The organism is Pseudomonas sp. 43NM1 (genome assembly GCF_002836905.1).
Classification (GTDB): Bacteria; Pseudomonadota; Gammaproteobacteria; order Pseudomonadales; family Pseudomonadaceae; genus Aquipseudomonas; species Aquipseudomonas prosekii.
In genome coordinates, this window is record NZ_MKGS01000189.1 from 1 (window position 1) to 19003 (window position 19003).

The following is a 19003-nucleotide window of genomic DNA, read 5'->3' on the forward strand; positions in this document are numbered from 1 at the left end:
GAACGCCACCGGATTGACCTGTGCATACGTCAGCGGCAGCGAACACTGCGCCAGCAACGCCAACGCGTCGGCGTTACGCAAACCTTTCGGCGTCACCTCGCAGCCAGACGCCACCGGTTTCCCCGCCGCAGTGCTTAAACCAGCCGACCGCGCGGCGTGCAGCAAACCGGCGGCGACCGTGGTCTTGCCGACGTCAGTGTCAGTGCCGGTGATGAAATAAGCTGCGCTCATAGGGGTTTCTCCAGCACGGCGTAAACCACTTGATAAGTCGCCGGCAATCCCTGCGCCTGACGAAACTGCTCATACGCCTCGATCAAACCGAGGATCCGCGCCCGGCCAGTCAAACCGCCGGGCCGCCCGGGATTCAAATTGTGCGCGCCGAGGGCTTTGAGCTCATGGGTCAGGCTGCGCACGTCCGGGTAATGCAACACATGCGCAGTGTTTTGCAGGCTCACAACCTTCAAGCCACTGGCCGCGCACAGCTGTTGATACGTCGCGAACTCGCGGAAACGGTTCACATGCACCAGCCCATCCACCTGCCGCCAGCTATCGCGCAATTCGTAGAGCGTGCCGACACACAGACTAGCAAACGCAAAAATCCCGCCCGGTTTCAGCGCCCGGTTCGCTTCGCTGAGCACCGAGGCGAAATCCGCACACCACTGCACCGCGAGGCTGGAGAAGATCAGGTCGCAGGTCGAATCCTGCAGCGGCAGACGCTCGGCATCACCCGCGATGAAATGCGTGGCGCCGCCCAATGGCCGGGCGTGCTCAAGCATGCCCTCGGCAATGTCCAGCGCCACGCCGTGCGCCGCCGCAAAACGCTGCGCCAGCGCCCGGCTGAAATAACCGGTGCCGCAGCCCAGATCCAGCCAGCGCTGCGGCGAAAAATCCTCCGGCAATCGGCTCAACAATTGGCTGCCAACATCGCGTTGCAGCTGCGCGACGCTGTCGTAACTGCCCGCCGCGCGGGAAAAGGACGCCGCGACCTGGCGCTTGTCCGGCAAAGCGCCGGGCAGCCGTGGATTGGATAAATCAGTCATCACTGCACTCATGCAAAAAAGCCTGGATCGCCCCGGCCACGCCGTGAGGGTCTTCCAGGAGAAACGCGTGGCTGGCCTTTTCGATCAGGCCGATTTCGACATCCGGCAGCAACGCCAGCAGTTCGCTTGCTGCTTCTGCGGGAACCAGCGCGTCGAGGCCGGCGAACAAATGTAACTGCGGGCCACGAAACGCCTGCAACGCCTGGCGGGTATCCAGTTGCGCGAGAATTTCCAGACCGCTCATCAACACCTGCGCCGAGGCGTGCGGCGCGCCGCCGAGCAACAACCGCGACAACCCGCGCGGGTCGTCGGCGCCTTGCGCGCAAAGCAGCGAAAAGCGTTTCAGGGTCATGCGCGGATCAGTGCTGCAACCGGCGAGGAAAGCATCGAAGGTTTCGCCGGGCATCGCGCTCGGCCATTGCTCATGGGCGACGAATGCAGGATTGCTCGCCAGCGTCAGCAAACCGCAGCAACGATCGCCGCGCCGCGCCGCCAACTCGGAGGCGAGCATGCCGCCCAGCGACCAGCCGCCGAGCCAGGCATCCTGCGGCACGCTCGAATCGAGCTCATCGAGCCATTCTTCGAGATCGCCCGATTGCAGCTCCGGCAACGGCTCGATTTCCACGCGCAAATGTTCATCGAGCCCTTGCAGCGCTGCGGCCAACGGCTCCAGCGGCGAAATCCCGAGGCCCCAACCGGGCAGCAAAATCAGACGATCACGCATGGATTGGCTCCGGTCCCAGTTGTGCAAAACAGTCGGCCAGTCCATCTAACAATAGCTGCACCTGCGCCTCGCTGTGGGCGGCGCTCAGGGTCACGCGCAAACGTGCGCTGCCGGCGGGCACGGTGGGCGGACGGATCGCGGTGACCATCAAGCCGCGCTCGCGCAACATTTGCGACAGGCGCACGGCGCGGCCGGCATCGCCGATCATGATCGGCTGGATCGGGGTGAAGCTGTCCATGAGTTCCAGGCCGATCTGCTCGGCGCCTTGACGAAATTGACGGATCAGCACATTAAGGTGCTCGCGCCGCCAATGCTCGCTGCGCAGTAATTCGAGACTTTTCAGCGTCGCGCAGGCCAGCGCCGGCGGCTGGCTGGTGGTGTAGATGTACGGACGGGCGAACTGGATCAGGCTTTCGATCAGATCGTCGCTGCCGGCGACAAACGCGCCAGCCGTGCCGAACGCCTTGCCGAGCGTGCCGACCAACACCGGCACATCCTCCTGGCTCAAGCCGAAATGCTCGACGATACCGCCGCCGTGCGCGCCCAGCGGACCAAAGCCATGGGCGTCATCGACCATCAGCCACGCGCCTTTGGACTTGGCTTCGCGGGCCAGCGCCGGCAGGTCGGCGATGTCGCCGTCCATGCTGAACACGCCGTCGGTGACCACCAGCGTATTGCCGGTGGCTTTCTCCAGACGCTTGGCCAGACTTTCGGCGTCGTTGTGCAGGTATCGATTGAACCGCGCCCCCGACAACAGGCCGGCATCCAGCAACGAGGCGTGGTTGAGCCGGTCTTCGAGCACCGTGTCGCCCTGCCCGACCAGCGCGGTGACCGCGCCGAGGTTGGCCATGTAGCCGGTGGTAAACAGCAGCGCCCGCGGGCGCCCGGTGAGGTCGGCCAGCGCTTCTTCCAGTTGGTGATGCGGCGTGCTGTGGCCGATGACCAAGTGTGAAGCGCCGCCACCGACGCCCCAACGCGATGCACCGGCGCGCCAGGCTTCGATGACTTGCGGGTGATTCGCCAAGCCCAGGTAATCGTTGTTGCAGAACGCCAGCAATGGCTGGCCATCGACCACCACTTCCGGACCTTGCGGGCTTTCGAGCAGTGGGCGCTGGCGGTAGAGATTGTCGGCACGACGGGCAGCAAGGCGTGCGGCGAGATCGAAAGACATGCAGGCCTCGAAGGTCAGATCACAGAGTGCGAAAACTACACAGTCTCCTGTGGGAGCGAGCTTGCTCGCGATGGCGGCGGCTCAGTCAACATCAATGTTGAATGTCACTCCGTCATCGCGAGCAAGCTCGCTCCCACAGGGATTTGTATTCCATCAGAGGAATGTGTCGGGTCAAACAACGGCGTTATAGAACTGCTCGCTGCTTTTCTGCTCGACCAGCGCTTGCTCGATAGCGGCCTGGTGCACCTCATCGGCGTGTTCTTCGCGGGCTTCCGGCAAAATCCCCAGGCGCGAGAACAGTTGCATGTCCTTGTCAGCCTGCGGGTTGGCGGTGGTCAGCAGTTTGTCGCCGTAGAAAATCGAGTTGGCCCCGGCGAAAAACGCCAGCGCCTGCATCTGCTCGTTCATCGCTTCGCGGCCGGCGGACAGGCGCACGTGAGATTGCGGCATGAGGATGCGCGCGACGGCGAGCATGCGGATGAAATCGAACGGGTCGATGTCATCGGCGTTTTCCAGCGGCGTCCCAGCGACTTTCACCAGCATGTTGATCGGCACCGATTCCGGGTGCTCCGGCAGGTTGGCCAACTGGATCAGCAGATTGGCACGGTCGTCGAGCGACTCGCCCATGCCGAGGATGCCGCCCGAGCAGATCTTCATCCCCGATTCACGCACGTAGGCCAACGTTTGCAGGCGTTCGCTGTAAGTGCGCGTGGTGATGATGCTGCCGTAGAACTCCGGCGACGTGTCGAGGTTGTGGTTGTAGTAATCGAGGCCGGCCTGGGCCAGCGCTTCGGTCTGGTCCTGGTCGAGGCGGCCGAGGGTCATGCAGGTTTCCAGGCCCATGGCTTTCACGCCTTTGACCATTTCCAGCACGTAAGGCATGTCTTTGGCCGACGGGTGTTTCCACGCCGCGCCCATGCAGAAACGCGTCGAGCCAATGGCCTTGGCGCGCGCAGCCTCTTCGAGGACCTTCTGCACTTCCATCAGTTTTTCTTTTTCCAGCCCGGTGTTGTAGTGGCCGGACTGCGGACAATATTTGCAATCTTCCGGGCAGGCGCCGGTTTTGATCGACAGCAGCGTCGAGACTTGCACGCGATTGGCGTCGAAATGCGCGCGGTGCACCGTCTGCGCCTGAAACAACAGGTCATTGAATGGCTGAACGAACAGTGCTCTGACTTCGGCCAAAGACCAGTCATGACGCAGGTTTGCAAAGGTGCTGGCGCTCATGGGTGTTTCCTTGTTTATGCTTGGCTGGCGCCGGGGAATGGAATACCCACAGGCGCGACACGGATGTTCGGCATATTTAAGGAAGAGCGATGCGCTGTCAACCACGATACAAAGGACTGGTTTACATCTGGTTAAAAAACAAACAGAGGTGTTTGTTGTGTTCGGAAGTCGCCGAAGAGGCTTCAGCAATCTGTTCAGCCTGCGAAACCGAGCTGCCCTGGCTCGGCGAGCAATGTCGCACCTGCGCCCTGCCGCTGCCCGCGTCCGGGCTGACGTGCGGGCAATGTCTGCGACAACCGCCCGCGTTTGAACAGGTCGCAGCGCCGTGGAGTTACAGCTTTCCGGTGGACACGCTGATCACTCGCTTCAAACACGGCGCGAAGTGGCCGTTTGGCCGCCTGCTCGGCGAACTTCTCGGGCAATACCTGCAACATCGCTTCGATGAAGACCTGCCACGACCGCATGCCCTGGTGCCGGTGCCGCTGGCGAATCAACGCTTGCGCAGGCGCGGGTTTAATCAGGCTGCCATGCTTGCGCGCTGGTTGAGTGCACAGCTGCAGATCGCCTGCGATGAATCGTTGTTGCTGCGGGTTCAGGACACCAGCGCGCAGCAGGATCTGAATGCCGAGGCGCGCAAACGCAACTTGCGCCACGCCTTTGCGCTGGCGCCGAATGCGTCAGTCGCCGGCCGGCATCTGGCGCTGATCGATGACGTGCTGACCACCGGCGCCACCGTGCAAACCTTGGCGAAAATGCTGATCAACGCCGGCGCCGCACGGGTCGACGTCTACTGCCTGGCCCGCACGCCCAAACCTGGCGATGTCATCTAAACCACACAAAACCCCTTGTAGGAGTGAGCCTGCTCGCGATGGCGGTCTTCCAGTCAAAAAACCGGTGACTGACAGATCGCTATCGCGAGCAAGCTCGCTCCCACAGGGATTGAGGCCCGACTTGACTCCCGCGCTCCAAGCCGCCAACTTGCCTGCCATCACGACCGCCCAAAAGCACCTCGCCATGTCCTTGCCCACGTTGTTGTCCCAGCACATCGTTCGTCGCCCGCAGCGCATCGCGTTGCTGCAACACATCGCCGAACAAGGCTCGATCACCCGCGCTGCGAAGAGCGCGGGGCTGAGTTACAAAGCCGCGTGGGACGCCATCGACGAGCTCAACAACCTCGCGCAAAAACCTTTGGTAGAACGCAGCGTCGGCGGCAAGGGCGGCGGCGGTGCGCGGTTGACCAGCGAGGGCGAACGGGTCTTGCGCCTGTATCAAACGCTGCAAGCGTTACAGGCCCAAGTGCTGGAAGCGGCAGAAGATGCCAGCGACCTGGACTTGCTCGGGCGGTTGATGCTGCGCACCAGCGCGCGCAATCAATTGCATGGCACAGTCATGGCGATTGAAGCCCAGGGGCGCAACGACCGCATTCAGTTGCGCCTGGCGGAAGACTTGAGCATCGACGCGCAAATCACCCACGACAGCACCCTGCGCCTGGAGCTGCAAACCGGCACCGAAGTCGTCGCGCTGATCAAGGCTGGCTGGCTGGAATTGTCGGCGCCCGAGCACAGCGCAACACCCGGCGACAATTGCCTGCAAGGCCTTATCGAACAAATCCTCGACGCCGAAGACGGCCCCAGCGAAGTGCGCATCAGTTTGCCCAACGGCCAGACGCTCTGCGCCTTCGCTGAGCCTCTGCACTTGAAAACCCAGGGCCTGACCGCCGACAAACCGGTGCAAGTGCAGTTTTCCCCGTCCAACGTTTTGCTCGGCACCCCGCTCTAGTCAGCGCCTGCGCAACCTTTGTTACACGGATCGTGGCAAGACAACTGCAACAAAAGCTTCATCGACCATGATTAAGGTGACTGCAAAAACCTGCAGGGAGCCTGACGTGAGCCTATTAGAAGAACACCAATCCACCGACCTGGAAAAAATGGTCGGCCTCAGCCGTCGCGGCTTCATCAGTGCCGGCGCCCTGTGCGGCGCGGCGATGTTTCTCGGGGGCAACCTGCTGAGCCGCAGCGTGCTGGCCGACAGTGTCAGCACCGGCACCAGCAAATTGCTGGGGTTCGACAGCATTGCCGCCGCCACCAGCGACGCGATCACGCTGCCCAAGGGTTACACCTCTTCGGTATTGATCAGTTGGGGCCAGCCACTGCAGAAAAACGGTCCGGCGTTCGACCCCAGCGGCAACGGCAGCGCGCAGGCGCAGGAAGTGCAATTCGGCGACAACAACGACGGCATGAGCCTGTTCGAGTTTCCCGGCGAGAAAGACCGGGCGCTGATGGCGATCAACAACGAATACACCAACTATCGCTACCTCTACCCGCACGGCGGCATGCCGCAATCGGCCGAAGAAGTGCGCAAGGCACTGGCCTGCGAAGGCGTTTCGGTTATCGAAGTGCGGCGCAAGAACGGCCATTGGCAGTTCGTCCAGGGCTCGCGCTACAACCGGCGCATTCATGGCAACTCGCCGTTGCGCGTTGGCGGCCCGGCCGCCGGCCACGCTTTGCTGAAGACCAGCGCCGACCCGCAAGGCACGCGCGTTCTGGGCACCTTCCAGAACTGCGCCAACGGTAAAACACCGTGGGGCACGTACCTGACCTGCGAAGAAAACTTCACCGATTGTTTCGGCAGCAGTGACGCCGCGCAGACCTTCGACGCCGCGCAAAAACGCTACGGCGCGGTCGCCGCGAGCAAAGAGATCAACTGGCATCAACACGATCCGCGTTTCGACCTGGCGAAAAATCCCAACGAGCTCAACCGTCACGGCTGGGTGGTGGAAATCGACCCGTTCGACCCGCAATCGACCCCGGTCAAACGCACGGCGCTGGGGCGCTTCAAGCATGAAAACGCGGCACTGGCAGAAACCCGTGACGGCCACGCCGTGGTGTACATGGGCGACGACGAGCGCGGCGAATTCATCTACAAATTCGTCAGCCGCGACAAGATCAATCACAAGAACGCCAAAGCCAACCGTGACCTGCTCGATCACGGCACTTTGTACGTCGCGCGCTTCGACGCCGGCGATAGCAATGCTGATCATCCGAAGGGCCAGGGCCAGTGGATCGAGCTGACTCACGGCAAGAATGGCATCGACGCCAGCAGCGGTTTTGCCGATCAGGCCGAAGTGCTGATCCACGCGCGCCTCGCCGCCAGTGTGGTGAATGCGACGCGCATGGATCGCCCGGAATGGATCGTCGTCAGTCCCAAGGATGGCCAGGTTTATTGCACGCTGACCAACAACGCCAAGCGCGGCGAAGACGGTCAACCGGTCGGCGGCCCGAACCCACGGGAGAAAAACGTTTACGGGCAGATCCTGCGCTGGCGCACCGACCGCGATGATCACGGCTCGAAAAGCTTTGCCTGGGATCTGTTTGTGGTCGCCGGTAATCCGGGCGTGCATGCCGGCACGCCGAAGGCTGGCTCGTCGAACATCACCGCGCAGAACATGTTCAACAGCCCGGATGGCCTGGGTTTCGACAAGGCTGGGCGTCTGTGGATTCTCACCGATGGCGATTCGAGCAATGCCGGGGACTTTGCCGGCATGGGCAATAACCAGATGCTCTGCGCCGATCCAGTGACCGGGGAGATTCGGCGGTTTATGGTCGGGCCGATTGGTTGCGAAGTGACCGGGATCAGTTTTTCTCCGGACCAGAAAACCCTGTTTGTCGGGATCCAGCATCCGGGGGAAAACGGTGGTTCGACCTTCCCCGAGCATTTGCCGAACGGCAAGCCAAGGTCGTCGGTGATGGCGATTACCCGCGAGGATGGCGGGATCGTCGGCGCCTGATCCCGCCTCTTCGCGGGCAAGCCTCGCTCCTACAAGGAATCTGCATAACCCTGTAGGAGCGAGGCTTGCCCGCGAAGGCGTCCGCACAGTCACCACCTATCTTCCCCCGTCTGCGCTACCATGCTTGGCCGGACGCGGCAGCCTGCTGCGCGCAGGAGTCAGCATGGCCCACCCGTTTGCAACCCTCACCCCCGATCTCGTGCTGGATGCCGTCGAAAGCATCGGCTTCCTCAGCGACGCGCGCATTCTGGCGCTGAACAGCTACGAAAACCGCGTCTATCAAGTCGGCATCGAAGACTCCGAGCCGCTGATCGCCAAGTTCTACCGTCCACAGCGCTGGACCAACGAAGCGATCCTCGAAGAACACCAATTCACCTTCGAACTCGCCGAGTGCGACGTGCCGGTGGTTGCGCCGATGATTCACAACGGAGTCAGCCTGCACGAACACGCCGGGTTTCGTTTCACCCTGTTTCCGCGCCGTGGTGGCCGCGCACCGGAGCCGGGCAATCTCGATCAGCTGTATCGCCTCGGCCAATTGCTCGGGCGCCTGCACGCGGTCGGCGCGACCAAGCCGTTCGAGCACCGCGAAGCACTGGGTGTGAAAAACTTCGGTCAGGATTCGCTGAACACCTTGCTCGAAGGCAATTTCATCCCCAAAAGCCTGCTGCCTGCCTACGAGTCCGTAGCGCGCGACCTGCTCAAGCGCGTCGAAGAAGTCTACAAAGCCACGCCGCACCAGAACATCCGCATGCACGGCGATTGCCACCCCGGCAACATGATGTGCCGCGACGAGATGTTCCACATCGTCGACCTCGACGACTGCCGCATGGGCCCGGCGGTGCAGGACATCTGGATGATGCTCGCAGGGGATCGCCAGGAATGCCTCGGCCAATTGTCGGAATTGATGGACGGTTACAACGAGTTTCACGACTTCGACCCGCGCGAACTGGCGCTGATCGAACCACTGCGCGCGTTGCGCCTGATGCACTACAGCGCCTGGCTCGCCCGGCGCTGGGACGACCCGGCGTTCCCGCACAGCTTCCCGTGGTTTGGCAGTGAGCGATATTGGGGCGATCAAGTGTTGGCATTGCGTGAGCAGCTGTCTGCGCTCAATGAAGAACCCCTGAAACTCTTTTAAACACCGCAACCCCTGTAGGAGCGAGGCTTGCCCGCGAAGCTTTTGGCGGCCTCAAGGTCCCCTTCGCGGGCAAGCCTCGCTCCTACAAAAACCGAAACACATCTATACAATCCCCTCTTTGTTAGCTGCCTAAGCAAGGATTCTGCATGCAAGCCGCCAACCCGCGTCGCGGGTACATCCTGGGCCTTACTGCCTACATCATCTGGGGACTTTTCCCCATCTACTTCAAAGCCATCGCCTCGGTGCCGGCTGTAGAAATCATCATTCATCGCGTGCTCTGGTCGGCGTTGTTCGGCAGTTTGCTGTTGCTGGTGTGGAAGCACCCAGGCTGGTGGCGCGAGTTGCGCGACAACCCCAAACGCCTGGCGATTCTGGCGCTCAGCGGCACGCTGATTGCGGCCAACTGGCTGACGTATGTGTGGTCGGTGAACAACGGGCGGATGCTTGAAGCCAGCCTCGGCTACTACATCAACCCGCTGATCAACGTGTTGCTGGGGATGTTGATCCTCGGCGAACGGCTGCGGCGCATGCAGTGGCTGGCGGTGGGTCTGGCGGCGGTGGGCGTGGCGCAGCAGGTGTGGCAGGTCGGCAGTTTGCCGTGGGTGTCGCTGGTGTTGGCGCTGACCTTCGGTTTCTACGGGCTGATCCGCAAACAAGCGCCGGTCAAAGCGTTGCCGGGGCTGGTGGTGGAAACCTGGATGCTGGTGCCAATTGCCATTGCGTGGTTGCTGTTCAACCCGGCGGCCGCCAGCGCACAACCGGCGTTCTGGACCACTTCCGAGGCATGGTGGCTAGTGGCGGCCGGGCCGGTAACATTGATCCCGCTGGTCTGTTTCAACGCTGCCGCGCGGCATTTGCCCTACACCACGCTGGGATTTCTCCAATACCTGGCGCCGACCCTGGTGCTGCTGCAAGCCGTCCTGCTGTTTGACGAACACATGTCATCCAGCACGCTGGTGGCGTTCATCTTTATCTGGGCGGGATTGGCGATTTACAGCGTCGATGCGGTGATCAGTTTGCGTCGGCGCAGCTGATCAGAAAACGTACAAACCTCTACAGGCCACGTCCCTCGTGGCCTGCATCAATCCTTCCCAAGGTTATCCACAGCGTGATCCCCGCCGTTTGTGCGCAACTTGTTGAAACTGCTGGTTTTTTGATCAGATCGTGAAGAAGCCCGGCCTACGTGGCCTCGCGGCGCATCTCTACAGGTTATCCACAGGCAAGTGCACGTTTAACTTGGATAACCCTGCCGGCTCACGGCTCGCTGCGCAGGACCAGTTCGACCATCAAGTCATCGGCGAGGGTTTCCAGCCGCGATTGCAGCACGTCCAGCGACAAGGTCAGCGGCACCGCGAGAATTGCTTCGGCATGGAATAACGGCTCGCTGCTCATCGGCGCCGGGCGCACTTCGGTAACCAGACGTTCGAGATTCACCCCTTGCTCGCTCAACAGCCGAGTGATGTCGCGGACGATGCCCGGACGGTCGTTGCCGACCAGTTCCATGGCAATCGGCTTCCAGGTGCAGGACTGCTCGATGCCGCTTTCGGCGATCAACACGCGAATGCCGTGAGTGGACAGCGCTTGCAGGGCATCGACCAGTTCGTCATAGGCCTCTGCCGGTACGCCGACGCGAAGAATCCCGGCGAACTGCCCGGCCATCCGCGACATGCGGCTTTCCAGCCAGTTGCCGCCGTGCTCGGCGATGCATTGGGCAATGCGCTCGACCTGCCCTGCCTTGTCCGGCGCGAATACGGTGAGTACGAGGTGGTCCATGGCGCAGCCCTCTGTTGTTATTGAAGGGCAAGTATAGGCAAGGGCCTGAATCAGGCTGCACTGCTTTCCTGTGGCGAGCGAGCTTGCTCGCGTTGGGCTGCGAAGCGGCCCCCTGCAACTGTTCAGGCCAACCGCGTCGGCAGGTTTTGCGGCTGCTGCGCAACCGGACGCGAGCAAGCTCGCTCGCCACAGGTATGCGTTTCGAGGTGAATATCTGCCTGTGCCATAGCAGTGCATCCAAGATTATGTGTACAAGTTTTTATATTTAACTGGAACAATCCAATAGTTTTTTGAGAACATCCCGTTCCCCGACATGACTGCAATGCGTCATGGGGTCGCAGAACGACGTAATTAGTCTGATTTTCACAAGCGCAATTCATCATGTAGTATGCCGCTGCGCGCACTACATAACGTTGGATCGATGTCTGCCAAGGCCCACTCGCAACCCGCAAAGCCCCGTCAGCAAGGCCTCCAAGCCGTTGATTGGACCCAACCCAGCCGCCCGCAATGGCATGTACTGGTAGACCGGTTTGTGGTTTAAATGGCCAGAGGCTTCATTGTCATAATTGAAGAGCTGAAAAGCGAAATAGCTGAGCAGAGTGAGGCAAGCAATGACTGAACACGTTCAAGTCGGTGGCCTGCAGGTCGCCAAAGTCCTGTTCGACTTCGTGAACAACGAAGCCATTCCCGGTACCGGCCTCACCGCCGATAAGTTCTGGGCCGGTGCCGACAAGGTCATTCATGACCTGGCGCCGAAGAACAAAGCCCTACTCGCCAAACGCGATGATATCCAGGCTCGTATCGATGGCTGGCACCAATCCCGTGCCGGTCAAGCACACGATGCCGTGGCCTATAAAGCCTTCTTGCAAGACATCGGTTATCTGCTGCCAGAAGCGGCTGATTTCCAGGCAACGACGCAAAACGTCGATGACGAAATCGCCCGCATGGCCGGCCCGCAACTGGTGGTGCCGGTGATGAATGCGCGCTTTGCGCTCAATGCCTCGAACGCTCGCTGGGGCTCGTTGTACGACGCGCTCTACGGCACCGACGCCATCAGCGAAGCTGACGGCGCGGAAAAAGGCAAAGGCTACAACAAGGTTCGCGGCGACAAGGTCATTGCCTTCGCCCGCGCCTTCCTCGACGAAGCGGCGCCATTGGCCGCCGGCTCCCACGTCGATTCCACCGCTTACAAAATCGTCGACGGCAAACTGGTGGTCGCCCTCAAGGGTGGCAGCAACAGTGGCCTGCGCAACGATGCGCAGTTGATCGGTTTCCACGGTGACGCCGCCGCGCCAACCGCGATCCTGCTGAAGAACAACGGCCTGCATTTCGAAATCCAGGTCGATGCCAGCACCCCGGTCGGCCAGACTGACGCCGCCGGCATCAAAGACATCCTGATGGAAGCCGCGCTGACCACCATCATGGACTGCGAAGACTCGGTCGCCGCTGTCGACGCCGATGACAAAGTGGTGATCTACCGCAACTGGCTCGGCCTGATGAAGGGCGACCTGTCGGAAGAAGTCTCCAAGGGCGGTCAGACGTTTACCCGCACCATGAACGCCGACCGCACCTACACCGGCGTCGATGGCAAGGAACTGAGCCTGCACGGTCGTTCGCTGCTGTTCGTGCGCAACGTTGGCCACTTGATGACCATCGACGCGATCCTCGACAGCCAGGGCAACGAAGTGCCGGAAGGCATTCTTGATGGTCTGGTGACCTGCCTCGCGGCGATCCACAGCCTCAATGGCCACAACTCGCGCAAGAACAGCCGCACCGGTTCGGTCTACATCGTTAAACCGAAGATGCACGGTCCGGAAGAAGCGGCGTTCACCAACGAGCTGTTCGGGCGCATCGAAGATGTGCTCGAGCTGCCGCGCAACACGCTGAAAGTCGGGATCATGGACGAGGAACGCCGCACCACGGTCAACCTCAAGGCGTGTATTCAGGCAGCGAGCGAGCGCGTGGTGTTCATCAACACCGGTTTCCTCGACCGCACCGGCGACGAAATTCACACCTCCATGGAAGCCGGCCCGATGGTGCGCAAGGCTGACATGAAGGCTGAGAAGTGGATCGGCGCTTATGAAAACTGGAACGTCGATATCGGCTTGAGCACTGGCCTGCAAGGTCGCGCGCAAATCGGTAAAGGCATGTGGGCAATGCCCGACCTGATGGCGTCGATGCTCGAACAGAAAATCGCCCACCCGATGGCCGGCGCCAACACCGCTTGGGTGCCGTCGCCAACCGCCGCGGCGCTGCACGCGCTGCATTATCACAAGGTTGACGTGTTTGCCCGTCAGGCCGAATTGGCCAAACGTGCGCGCGCCTCGGTGGACGACATTCTGACCATCCCGCTGGCGGTCAATCCGAACTGGACGCCAGAGCAGATCAAGAACGAACTGGACAACAACGCCCAGGGCATTCTCGGTTACGTGGTGCGCTGGATCGACCAAGGCGTGGGTTGCTCGAAAGTGCCGGACATCAACGACGTCGGCCTGATGGAAGACCGTGCGACGCTGCGTATTTCCAGCCAGCACATCGCCAACTGGCTGCGCCACGGCATCGTCACCGAAGAACAAGTGATGGAAAGCCTCAAGCGCATGGCGCCGGTGGTTGACCGTCAGAACGCCAATGACCCGTTGTATCGCCCGTTGGCTCCGGATTTCGACCGCAACATTGCCTTCCAGGCAGCAGTCGAACTGGTGGTCGAAGGCACCAAGCAACCGAACGGTTATACCGAGCCGGTGCTGCACCGTCGTCGTCGCGAGTTCAAGGCTGCCAATGGCCTGTAACTGAGCGCTGATGTTGGACAAAAAAAGGCCCTGATCGCGAGATCAGGGCCTTTTTTTATCTGCGAATGCGGTTGCCTGTGGCGAGGGGGCTTGCCCCCGTCCGGCTGCGCAGCAGTCGTAAAACGGGTGAATGCGGCATAGCAGGATAAATAGGTTTGCAGTCATTGGGGCTGCTTCGCAACCCAACGGGGGCAAGCCCCCTCGCCACAACAGCTCCTCAGCTCCTCAGCCAACAGAGTTGCGCTAAGGCTCCATCCCCAATTCATGCTTGACCAACTCGAGCAATTTGCCGGTCTCGATCGGCTTGAGCAGAAAATCCACCACGCTCAAATGCATCGCGGCGATGGCGTCTTTGACGTCGGCATCGCCGGACACGATGATAATCGGCATCGCTGCGCGGACAGATTCGCGCACTTGGCGGATCAGCTCCAGGCCATCGACATGGCCCATGCGCAGATCGGTAATCACCAGTCCAATCGAAGGTTTCTCGTCGAGCATTTTGAGCGCTGTCTCACCACTGGCGGCGGTCATGCAACGAATGCCGTCCAGCGCAAGAATCTCCGACAACAACTCCCGGGCGTCCTTATCGTCATCAACGATCAAGACCCGCTGCGGCGGAAGATCGGGTTCCAGCATGATCGCACTGAGCGCCTCGCGCTCGGCGTCACTCAAAATATCGTGGTCGGACATGGCTTTCTCTACGTGTTCAATTCAATCCCCTAGCACAGTGGTCAGACATCGCTAAGCAGGCCTTCAATGTGCACTTCGTCGGATAATTTTCCTAGAGGGCAATTGAGAGATAAATCCCGCACTGGCGATTAAGAGATAAATCCCACGCCGGCGGCGGACTTCTCCGAATTCAAGCAAATGCACGCTTACCTAGACTTACGTCCAATGGGCACCCTGCGCACAGGGGCCGACCATGGCTGAACGATCCGACAACAACAATTCGAAAAAGACTGCGGTAATAGTTATGAGTAAAGCGGACGCGTTCACCCAGGCAGGGAAAACCGCGGTATTGCAGAACATTCAGGGCACTTTGCAATTCCTCCAGCGTTTCCCGCCCTTCAATCACATGGAACATGCCCACCTTGCTTACCTGGTGGAGCAATGCCAGCTGCGTTTTTATGGTCCCGGCGAAAGCATCATCAAGCCTGCCGATGGCCCGGTTGCGCATTTCTACATCGTCAAACAGGGCCGAGTGGTTGGCGAACGCCCGCACACGGCCAAGGGCGGCACCGAAACTACGTTTGAAATCACCACCGGCGAATGCTTTCCGCTCGCCGCGCTGCTGGGCGAACGGGCGACCCGCACCGAGCACCTGGCGGCCGAAGACACCTTTTGCCTGCAACTGAACAAACTGGCGTTCATCAAACTGTTTGCGCTCTCCAGCACCTTCCGCGATTTCGCCCTGCGCGGGGTCAGCAGCTTGCTGGATCAGGTCAATCAGCAAGTCCAGCAAAAAGCTGTAGAAACCCTCGGCACGCAATATTCGCTGAACACCCGGCTCGGCGAATTGGCCATGCGTCACCCGGTGACGTGCAGCCCGCAGACGCCGCTGCGCGAAGCAGTGACGCTGATGCACGAGCAGCAGGTAGGCAGCATTGTGATCGTCGATGAGCAGAAAGCGCCGCTGGGGATTTTCACCCTGCGCGATTTGCGCCAAGTCGTTGCTGGCGGCACCCATGATTTCAATCAGGCCATCGAGCTGCACATGACCCGCGCGCCGTTTTTCCTGACGCCGGATCACAGCGCGTTCGACGCGGCCATCGCCATGACCGAACGGCACATCGCTCACGTCTGCCTGGTCAAGGATCAGCGCTTGTGCGGCGTGGTCTCGGAGCGCGATCTGTTTTCCCTGCAACGGGTCGATCTGGTGCACCTGGCGCGGACTATTCGCAGTGCGCAGAAAGTCGAAAACCTGGTGGCGATGCGCGGCGAGATCGGCCAATTGGTCGAGCGCATGCTCGCTCACGGCGCATCCTCGACGCAGATCACTCACATCATCACGTTGCTCAACGACCACACCGTGTGCCGGGTGATCGAGCTGACCCTGGCCGAGAAAGGCGACCCCGGCATCCCGTTCAGTTGGCTGTGTTTCGGCAGCGAAGGCCGGCGCGAGCAGACGCTGCACACCGATCAGGACAACGGCATTCTGTTCGAAGCACGCGACGCCGCGCATGCCGCCGAGATTCGCGGCAAGCTGCTGCCGATTGCGCAGCACATCAACCAGAGCCTGGCGCTGTGCGGGTTTACCCTGTGCAAGGGCAACATCATGGCCGGCAACCCCGAGCTGTGTTTGTCGCGGGCCGAATGGGCGCGGCGCTTTGCGGCGTTCATTCGCGAGGCGACGCCGGAGAACCTGCTGGGTTCGAGCATTTATTTCGACTTGCGCGTGGTCTGGGGCGACGAGCAAAGCTGCGAGCAACTGCGCCGGGGGATTCTCGAGCAAGTCGCCGACAACCGTTTGTTCCAGCGCATGATGGCCGAAAACGCGCTGCGCAATCGGCCGCCCGTGGGACGTTTCCGCGAGTTCGTGCTGGCGCGCAAGAATGGCGAGAAAGCCACGCTGGACCTCAAAGTCCAAGGCCTGACGCCGTTCGTTGATGGCGCGCGCTTGCTCGCGTTGGCCAATGGCATCGAGGCCAACAATACCCAGGAGCGCTTCCGCCAATTGGTCGAAAAAGAGCTGATTGATCGACTCGACGGCGCCGCGTACGAAGAGGCATATCACTTCATCCAGCAAACGCGCATGCAGCAACATCAGCTGCAAACCCGCGAGAACTTGCCCTACTCCAATCGCGTCGATCCCGACAGCCTCAATCATCTGGACCGGCGCATCTTGCGTGAATCCCTGCGCCAGGCCCAACGCCTGCAAAGCAGCCTGACGTTGCGGTATCAGCTATGAGCCTGTTTTCGTGGTTGCGCCCGGCGTCGCCGCTGTTGCCCGAGGCTCTGCAACAACGCCTGACGCGCTTGCCGCTGGGCGCGGAACTGGCGCAATGCAGCTTGCGCGAGCAGCGCTGGGTGGTGCTGGACCTGGAAACCACCGGACTGAACCTGAACAAGGATCGGGTGTTGTCGATCGGCGCAGTGGTGATCGAGGATGGCGCGATTGATTTCAGCCAGCAATTTGAACGCACGCTGCAATGCGCCGACCTGAAACGCGCGCCGAGCATGTTGATTCATGGCTTGGCGCCCAGCGCGATTGCCGCGGGCAGCGACCCGGCGCAGGCGTTGCTGGAGTTCATGGAGTTTGTTGGCGACAGTCCGCTGCTGGCGTTTCATGCGCCGTTCGATCAACACATGCTCGGGCGTTCGCTGAAGGATCATCTGGGCTACAAGTTGCAGCATGTGTTTCTGGATGTGGCAGATATCGCGCCGCTGCTGTGTCCGCAGGCGAATATCCGTGAGGCGGGGCTGGATGAGTGGATTGAGTGGTTCAAGCTCGAAGTGTTCGAGCGCCATAACGCCAGTGCCGATGCGCTGGCCACGGCGGAACTGGCGTTGATACTGTTCAGCCGCGCGCGCCAGCAGCAGATCGATAGCCCGCTGGAACTGCAGCAGCGGATCAGCCAGTGGAAACGCCGGCAACGCGCGCCCTCGTTTTAAGTTGTGCTGAATTCACCGACGCCTTCGCGGGCAAGCCTCGCTCCTACACAGGCATGCACTGCCCCTGTAGGAGCGAGGCTTGCCCGCGAAGAACGATAACCCGGTCCACCTGAATATCTATGCCGCGGTCTCCCGACCAACGCCAATTGCTTACCTCTGCCGCTCCTGACACAATCGCGAACAATTCTCGTTAGTTAAAACTTCCTAATCGGTGAAGCTTCGTGTCGTCAATTCCAGGCCCCCACAGCGACCTCGTCGGTGCGTTATACCGCGACCATCGTGGTTGGCTGTTGGCTTGGTTGCGACGCAATGTGGCGTGCCCGCAACGGGCCGAAGACCTCAGCCAGGACACCTTCGTGCGCCTGCTCGGCCGCGATCAATTGAAAGAGCCGCGCGAGCCGCGCGCGTTTCTGGTGGCCATCGCCAAAGGCTTGCTGTTCGACTACTTCCGCCGCGCTGCGCTGGAACAGGCCTACCTCAACGAACTGATGCTGATCCCCGAAGGCGAGCAACCGTCGGTGGAAGAGCAGCAAATGATCCTCGAAGACCTCAAAGCCATCGACCGCTTGCTCGGCAAACTCTCGAGCAAGGCCCGCGCGGCGTTCCTCTATAACCGTCTCGACGGCCTCAGCCATGGCGAAATCGCCAGCAAACTCGGGGTTTCGGTGCCGCGTGTGCGCCAATACCTGGCCCAGGGAATTCGCCAGTGCTACATCGCGCTGTACGGAGAACCGCTATGAGCCCGGCCAGTTCCAAACCGGTTTCGGCGCATGTGCTGGACGCGGCGATTGCCTGGCAATTGTCGCTGGATTGCGCCAGCCCGATCGAGCGCGAAGAGTTCGCCAAATGGCACGCCGCCCACGAAGAACACGCCCGCGCCTGGCGCCAGTTGGGCATGCTCGACCAACGCTTCAGTGTCGCCAACGGCCCGGCCCGCGCGGCGTTGCTGCAATCGCGTGAAAGCATTCGGCGGCGCGTGCGCAAGCTCGGCAGCGGTCTGGCCAGCGTGGTTGCGGTGTTTGGTTTGGCACTGTTTGCCGGCGAGCGTTATCTGCCGCTCGACTATTGGCTGGCCGATCAGCGCACCGCCACCGGCGAGCAACGCACCTTGCACGTCGCCGACGGCACGCAGATCAACCTCAACACCCACAGCGCGGTGGACGTGCGTTTCGATGAGAAGCAGCGGCTGATCATTCTTCAGGAAGGCGAAATCCTCGTCGAAACCGCTCATGGCGATGCCCGGCCATTTATCGTCGAAACCCGCGAAGGCAGCATGCGGGCGCTGGGCACGCGGTTTTTGGTCAAACGTGAGGACCAAGTCACGCGGTTGAGTGTGCTGAAGTCGGCGGTGGCGGCGCATCCCGAGTCGAGCCCGGAAGAACAGATTCTGCGCGAAGGCCAGCAAGTGCTGATGCGCAGCAACGGTCTGGGGCCGATTGTGGCGCTCAACAGCGGCGCCGATGCGTGGACGCGCGGGATGCTGGTGGTGGACAACGCGCGGCTGGAAGACTTGGTGAATGAGCTGGCGCGCTATCGGCGCGGGCATTTGGCCGTGGCGCCGGAGATTGGCGATTTGCGCATCACTGGCAGCTTTCCGTTGCACGACACCGACAAAGCATTGAGCGCCCTGCTGCCGACCTTGCCGGTGCAGATCGAACAGCGCACGCCGTGGTGGGTGACCGTGGCGAAGGCTGACGTCAAACCCTGAGATTTGCGGTGTCTGGTCGGACGCCTTCGCGGGC

General features: G+C 61.2%; 17 protein-coding genes. 10 read left to right on the forward strand and 7 right to left on the reverse strand.

The annotated features are described in order from the left end of the window. The 5 genes from bioD to bioB all read right to left on the reverse strand — a co-directional run. Positions 1-231, reverse strand: a 231-nt coding sequence (gene bioD / locus BI292_RS24755; protein ID WP_157831307.1) for an ATP-dependent dethiobiotin synthetase BioD, incomplete at its 3' end; no start/stop codon positions are given. Next, the gene (bioC, locus tag BI292_RS24760; RefSeq protein ID WP_101209527.1) at positions 228-1040 is read right to left on the reverse strand and encodes a malonyl-ACP O-methyltransferase BioC; all 813 of its coding nucleotides are present in this window, start codon (positions 1038-1040) and stop codon (positions 228-230) included. The genes bioD and bioC, both read right to left, overlap by 4 nt. After that, positions 1033-1764 (reverse strand): alpha/beta fold hydrolase, encoded by a 732-nt coding sequence (locus BI292_RS24765; protein WP_101209528.1) that lies wholly within the window; start codon positions 1762-1764, stop codon positions 1033-1035. The genes bioC and BI292_RS24765 overlap by 8 nt, the downstream gene beginning before the upstream one ends. After that, complete coding sequence (gene bioF / locus BI292_RS24770) at positions 1757-2935, reverse strand: 8-amino-7-oxononanoate synthase (protein ID WP_101209529.1); 1179 nt, start codon at positions 2933-2935, stop codon at positions 1757-1759. The genes BI292_RS24765 and bioF overlap by 8 nt, the downstream gene beginning before the upstream one ends. 171 nt (positions 2936-3106) lie before the next feature. Further along, on the reverse strand, positions 3107-4162 hold the full coding sequence (bioB, locus tag BI292_RS24780; RefSeq protein WP_101209531.1) for a biotin synthase BioB: 1056 nt from the start codon (positions 4160-4162) through the stop codon (positions 3107-3109). 89 nt (positions 4163-4251) lie between these two features. Between bioB and BI292_RS24785 the strand changes: the two genes are divergently transcribed. The 5 genes from BI292_RS24785 (at position 4252) to rarD (ending at position 10121) form a co-directional block, all read left to right on the forward strand. After that, the gene (locus tag BI292_RS24785) at positions 4252-4992 is read left to right on the forward strand and encodes a ComF family protein (RefSeq protein ID WP_101209532.1); all 741 of its coding nucleotides are present in this window, start codon (positions 4252-4254) and stop codon (positions 4990-4992) included. Between the two features lie 184 nt (positions 4993-5176). Continuing rightward, complete coding sequence (locus BI292_RS24790; protein ID WP_101209542.1) at positions 5177-5941, forward strand: TOBE domain-containing protein; 765 nt, start codon at positions 5177-5179, stop codon at positions 5939-5941. Positions 5942-6047: 106 nt separating this feature from the next. Then, a complete protein-coding gene (locus BI292_RS24795; RefSeq protein WP_101209533.1) occupies positions 6048-7949 on the forward strand; it encodes a PhoX family phosphatase in 1902 nt (633 codons plus the stop codon). 163 nt (positions 7950-8112) lie between these two features. Continuing rightward, complete coding sequence (locus BI292_RS24800; protein ID WP_092277162.1) at positions 8113-9087, forward strand: serine/threonine protein kinase; 975 nt, start codon at positions 8113-8115, stop codon at positions 9085-9087. A gap of 146 nt (positions 9088-9233) precedes the next feature. Next, on the forward strand, positions 9234-10121 hold the full coding sequence (gene rarD, locus BI292_RS24805) for an EamA family transporter RarD (RefSeq protein ID WP_092277159.1): 888 nt from the start codon (positions 9234-9236) through the stop codon (positions 10119-10121). A gap of 220 nt (positions 10122-10341) precedes the next feature. Here rarD and BI292_RS24810 read toward each other — a convergent pair whose 3' ends face one another. Continuing rightward, complete coding sequence (locus BI292_RS24810) at positions 10342-10860, reverse strand: glycine cleavage system protein R (RefSeq protein ID WP_028619921.1); 519 nt, start codon at positions 10858-10860, stop codon at positions 10342-10344. Positions 10861-11471: 611 nt separating this feature from the next. Here BI292_RS24810 and BI292_RS24815 point away from each other — a divergent pair. Further along, positions 11472-13649, forward strand: a complete 2178-nt coding sequence (locus tag BI292_RS24815) for a malate synthase G (protein ID WP_101209534.1) — start codon at positions 11472-11474, stop codon at positions 13647-13649. 243 nt (positions 13650-13892) lie between these two features. On the opposite strand, the gene BI292_RS24825 is transcribed toward BI292_RS24815, so the two are convergent. Further along, positions 13893-14339, reverse strand: a complete 447-nt coding sequence (locus tag BI292_RS24825) for a response regulator (protein ID WP_101209535.1) — start codon at positions 14337-14339, stop codon at positions 13893-13895. A 283-nt stretch (positions 14340-14622) separates the two neighbouring features. On the opposite strand from BI292_RS24825, the gene BI292_RS24830 reads away from it, so the two are divergent. From BI292_RS24830 to BI292_RS24845, 4 genes are all read left to right on the forward strand, one after another. Beyond that, positions 14623-16557, forward strand: coding sequence for a DUF294 nucleotidyltransferase-like domain-containing protein (locus BI292_RS24830; RefSeq protein ID WP_305887392.1), 1935 nt, complete (start codon positions 14623-14625; stop codon positions 16555-16557). Next, on the forward strand, positions 16554-17261 hold the full coding sequence (locus BI292_RS24835) for a PolC-type DNA polymerase III (RefSeq protein ID WP_101209536.1): 708 nt from the start codon (positions 16554-16556) through the stop codon (positions 17259-17261). Before BI292_RS24830 ends, BI292_RS24835 begins: the two co-directional genes overlap by 4 nt. 221 nt (positions 17262-17482) lie before the next feature. After that, positions 17483-18001: an RNA polymerase sigma factor gene (locus BI292_RS24840; RefSeq protein ID WP_092277144.1), complete on the forward strand. Its 519-nt coding sequence runs from the start codon at positions 17483-17485 to the stop codon at positions 17999-18001. Further along, a complete protein-coding gene (locus tag BI292_RS24845; RefSeq protein WP_101209537.1) occupies positions 17998-18969 on the forward strand; it encodes a FecR domain-containing protein in 972 nt (323 codons plus the stop codon). The genes BI292_RS24840 and BI292_RS24845 overlap by 4 nt, the downstream gene beginning before the upstream one ends. Positions 18970-19003: the final 34 nt, after the last annotated feature.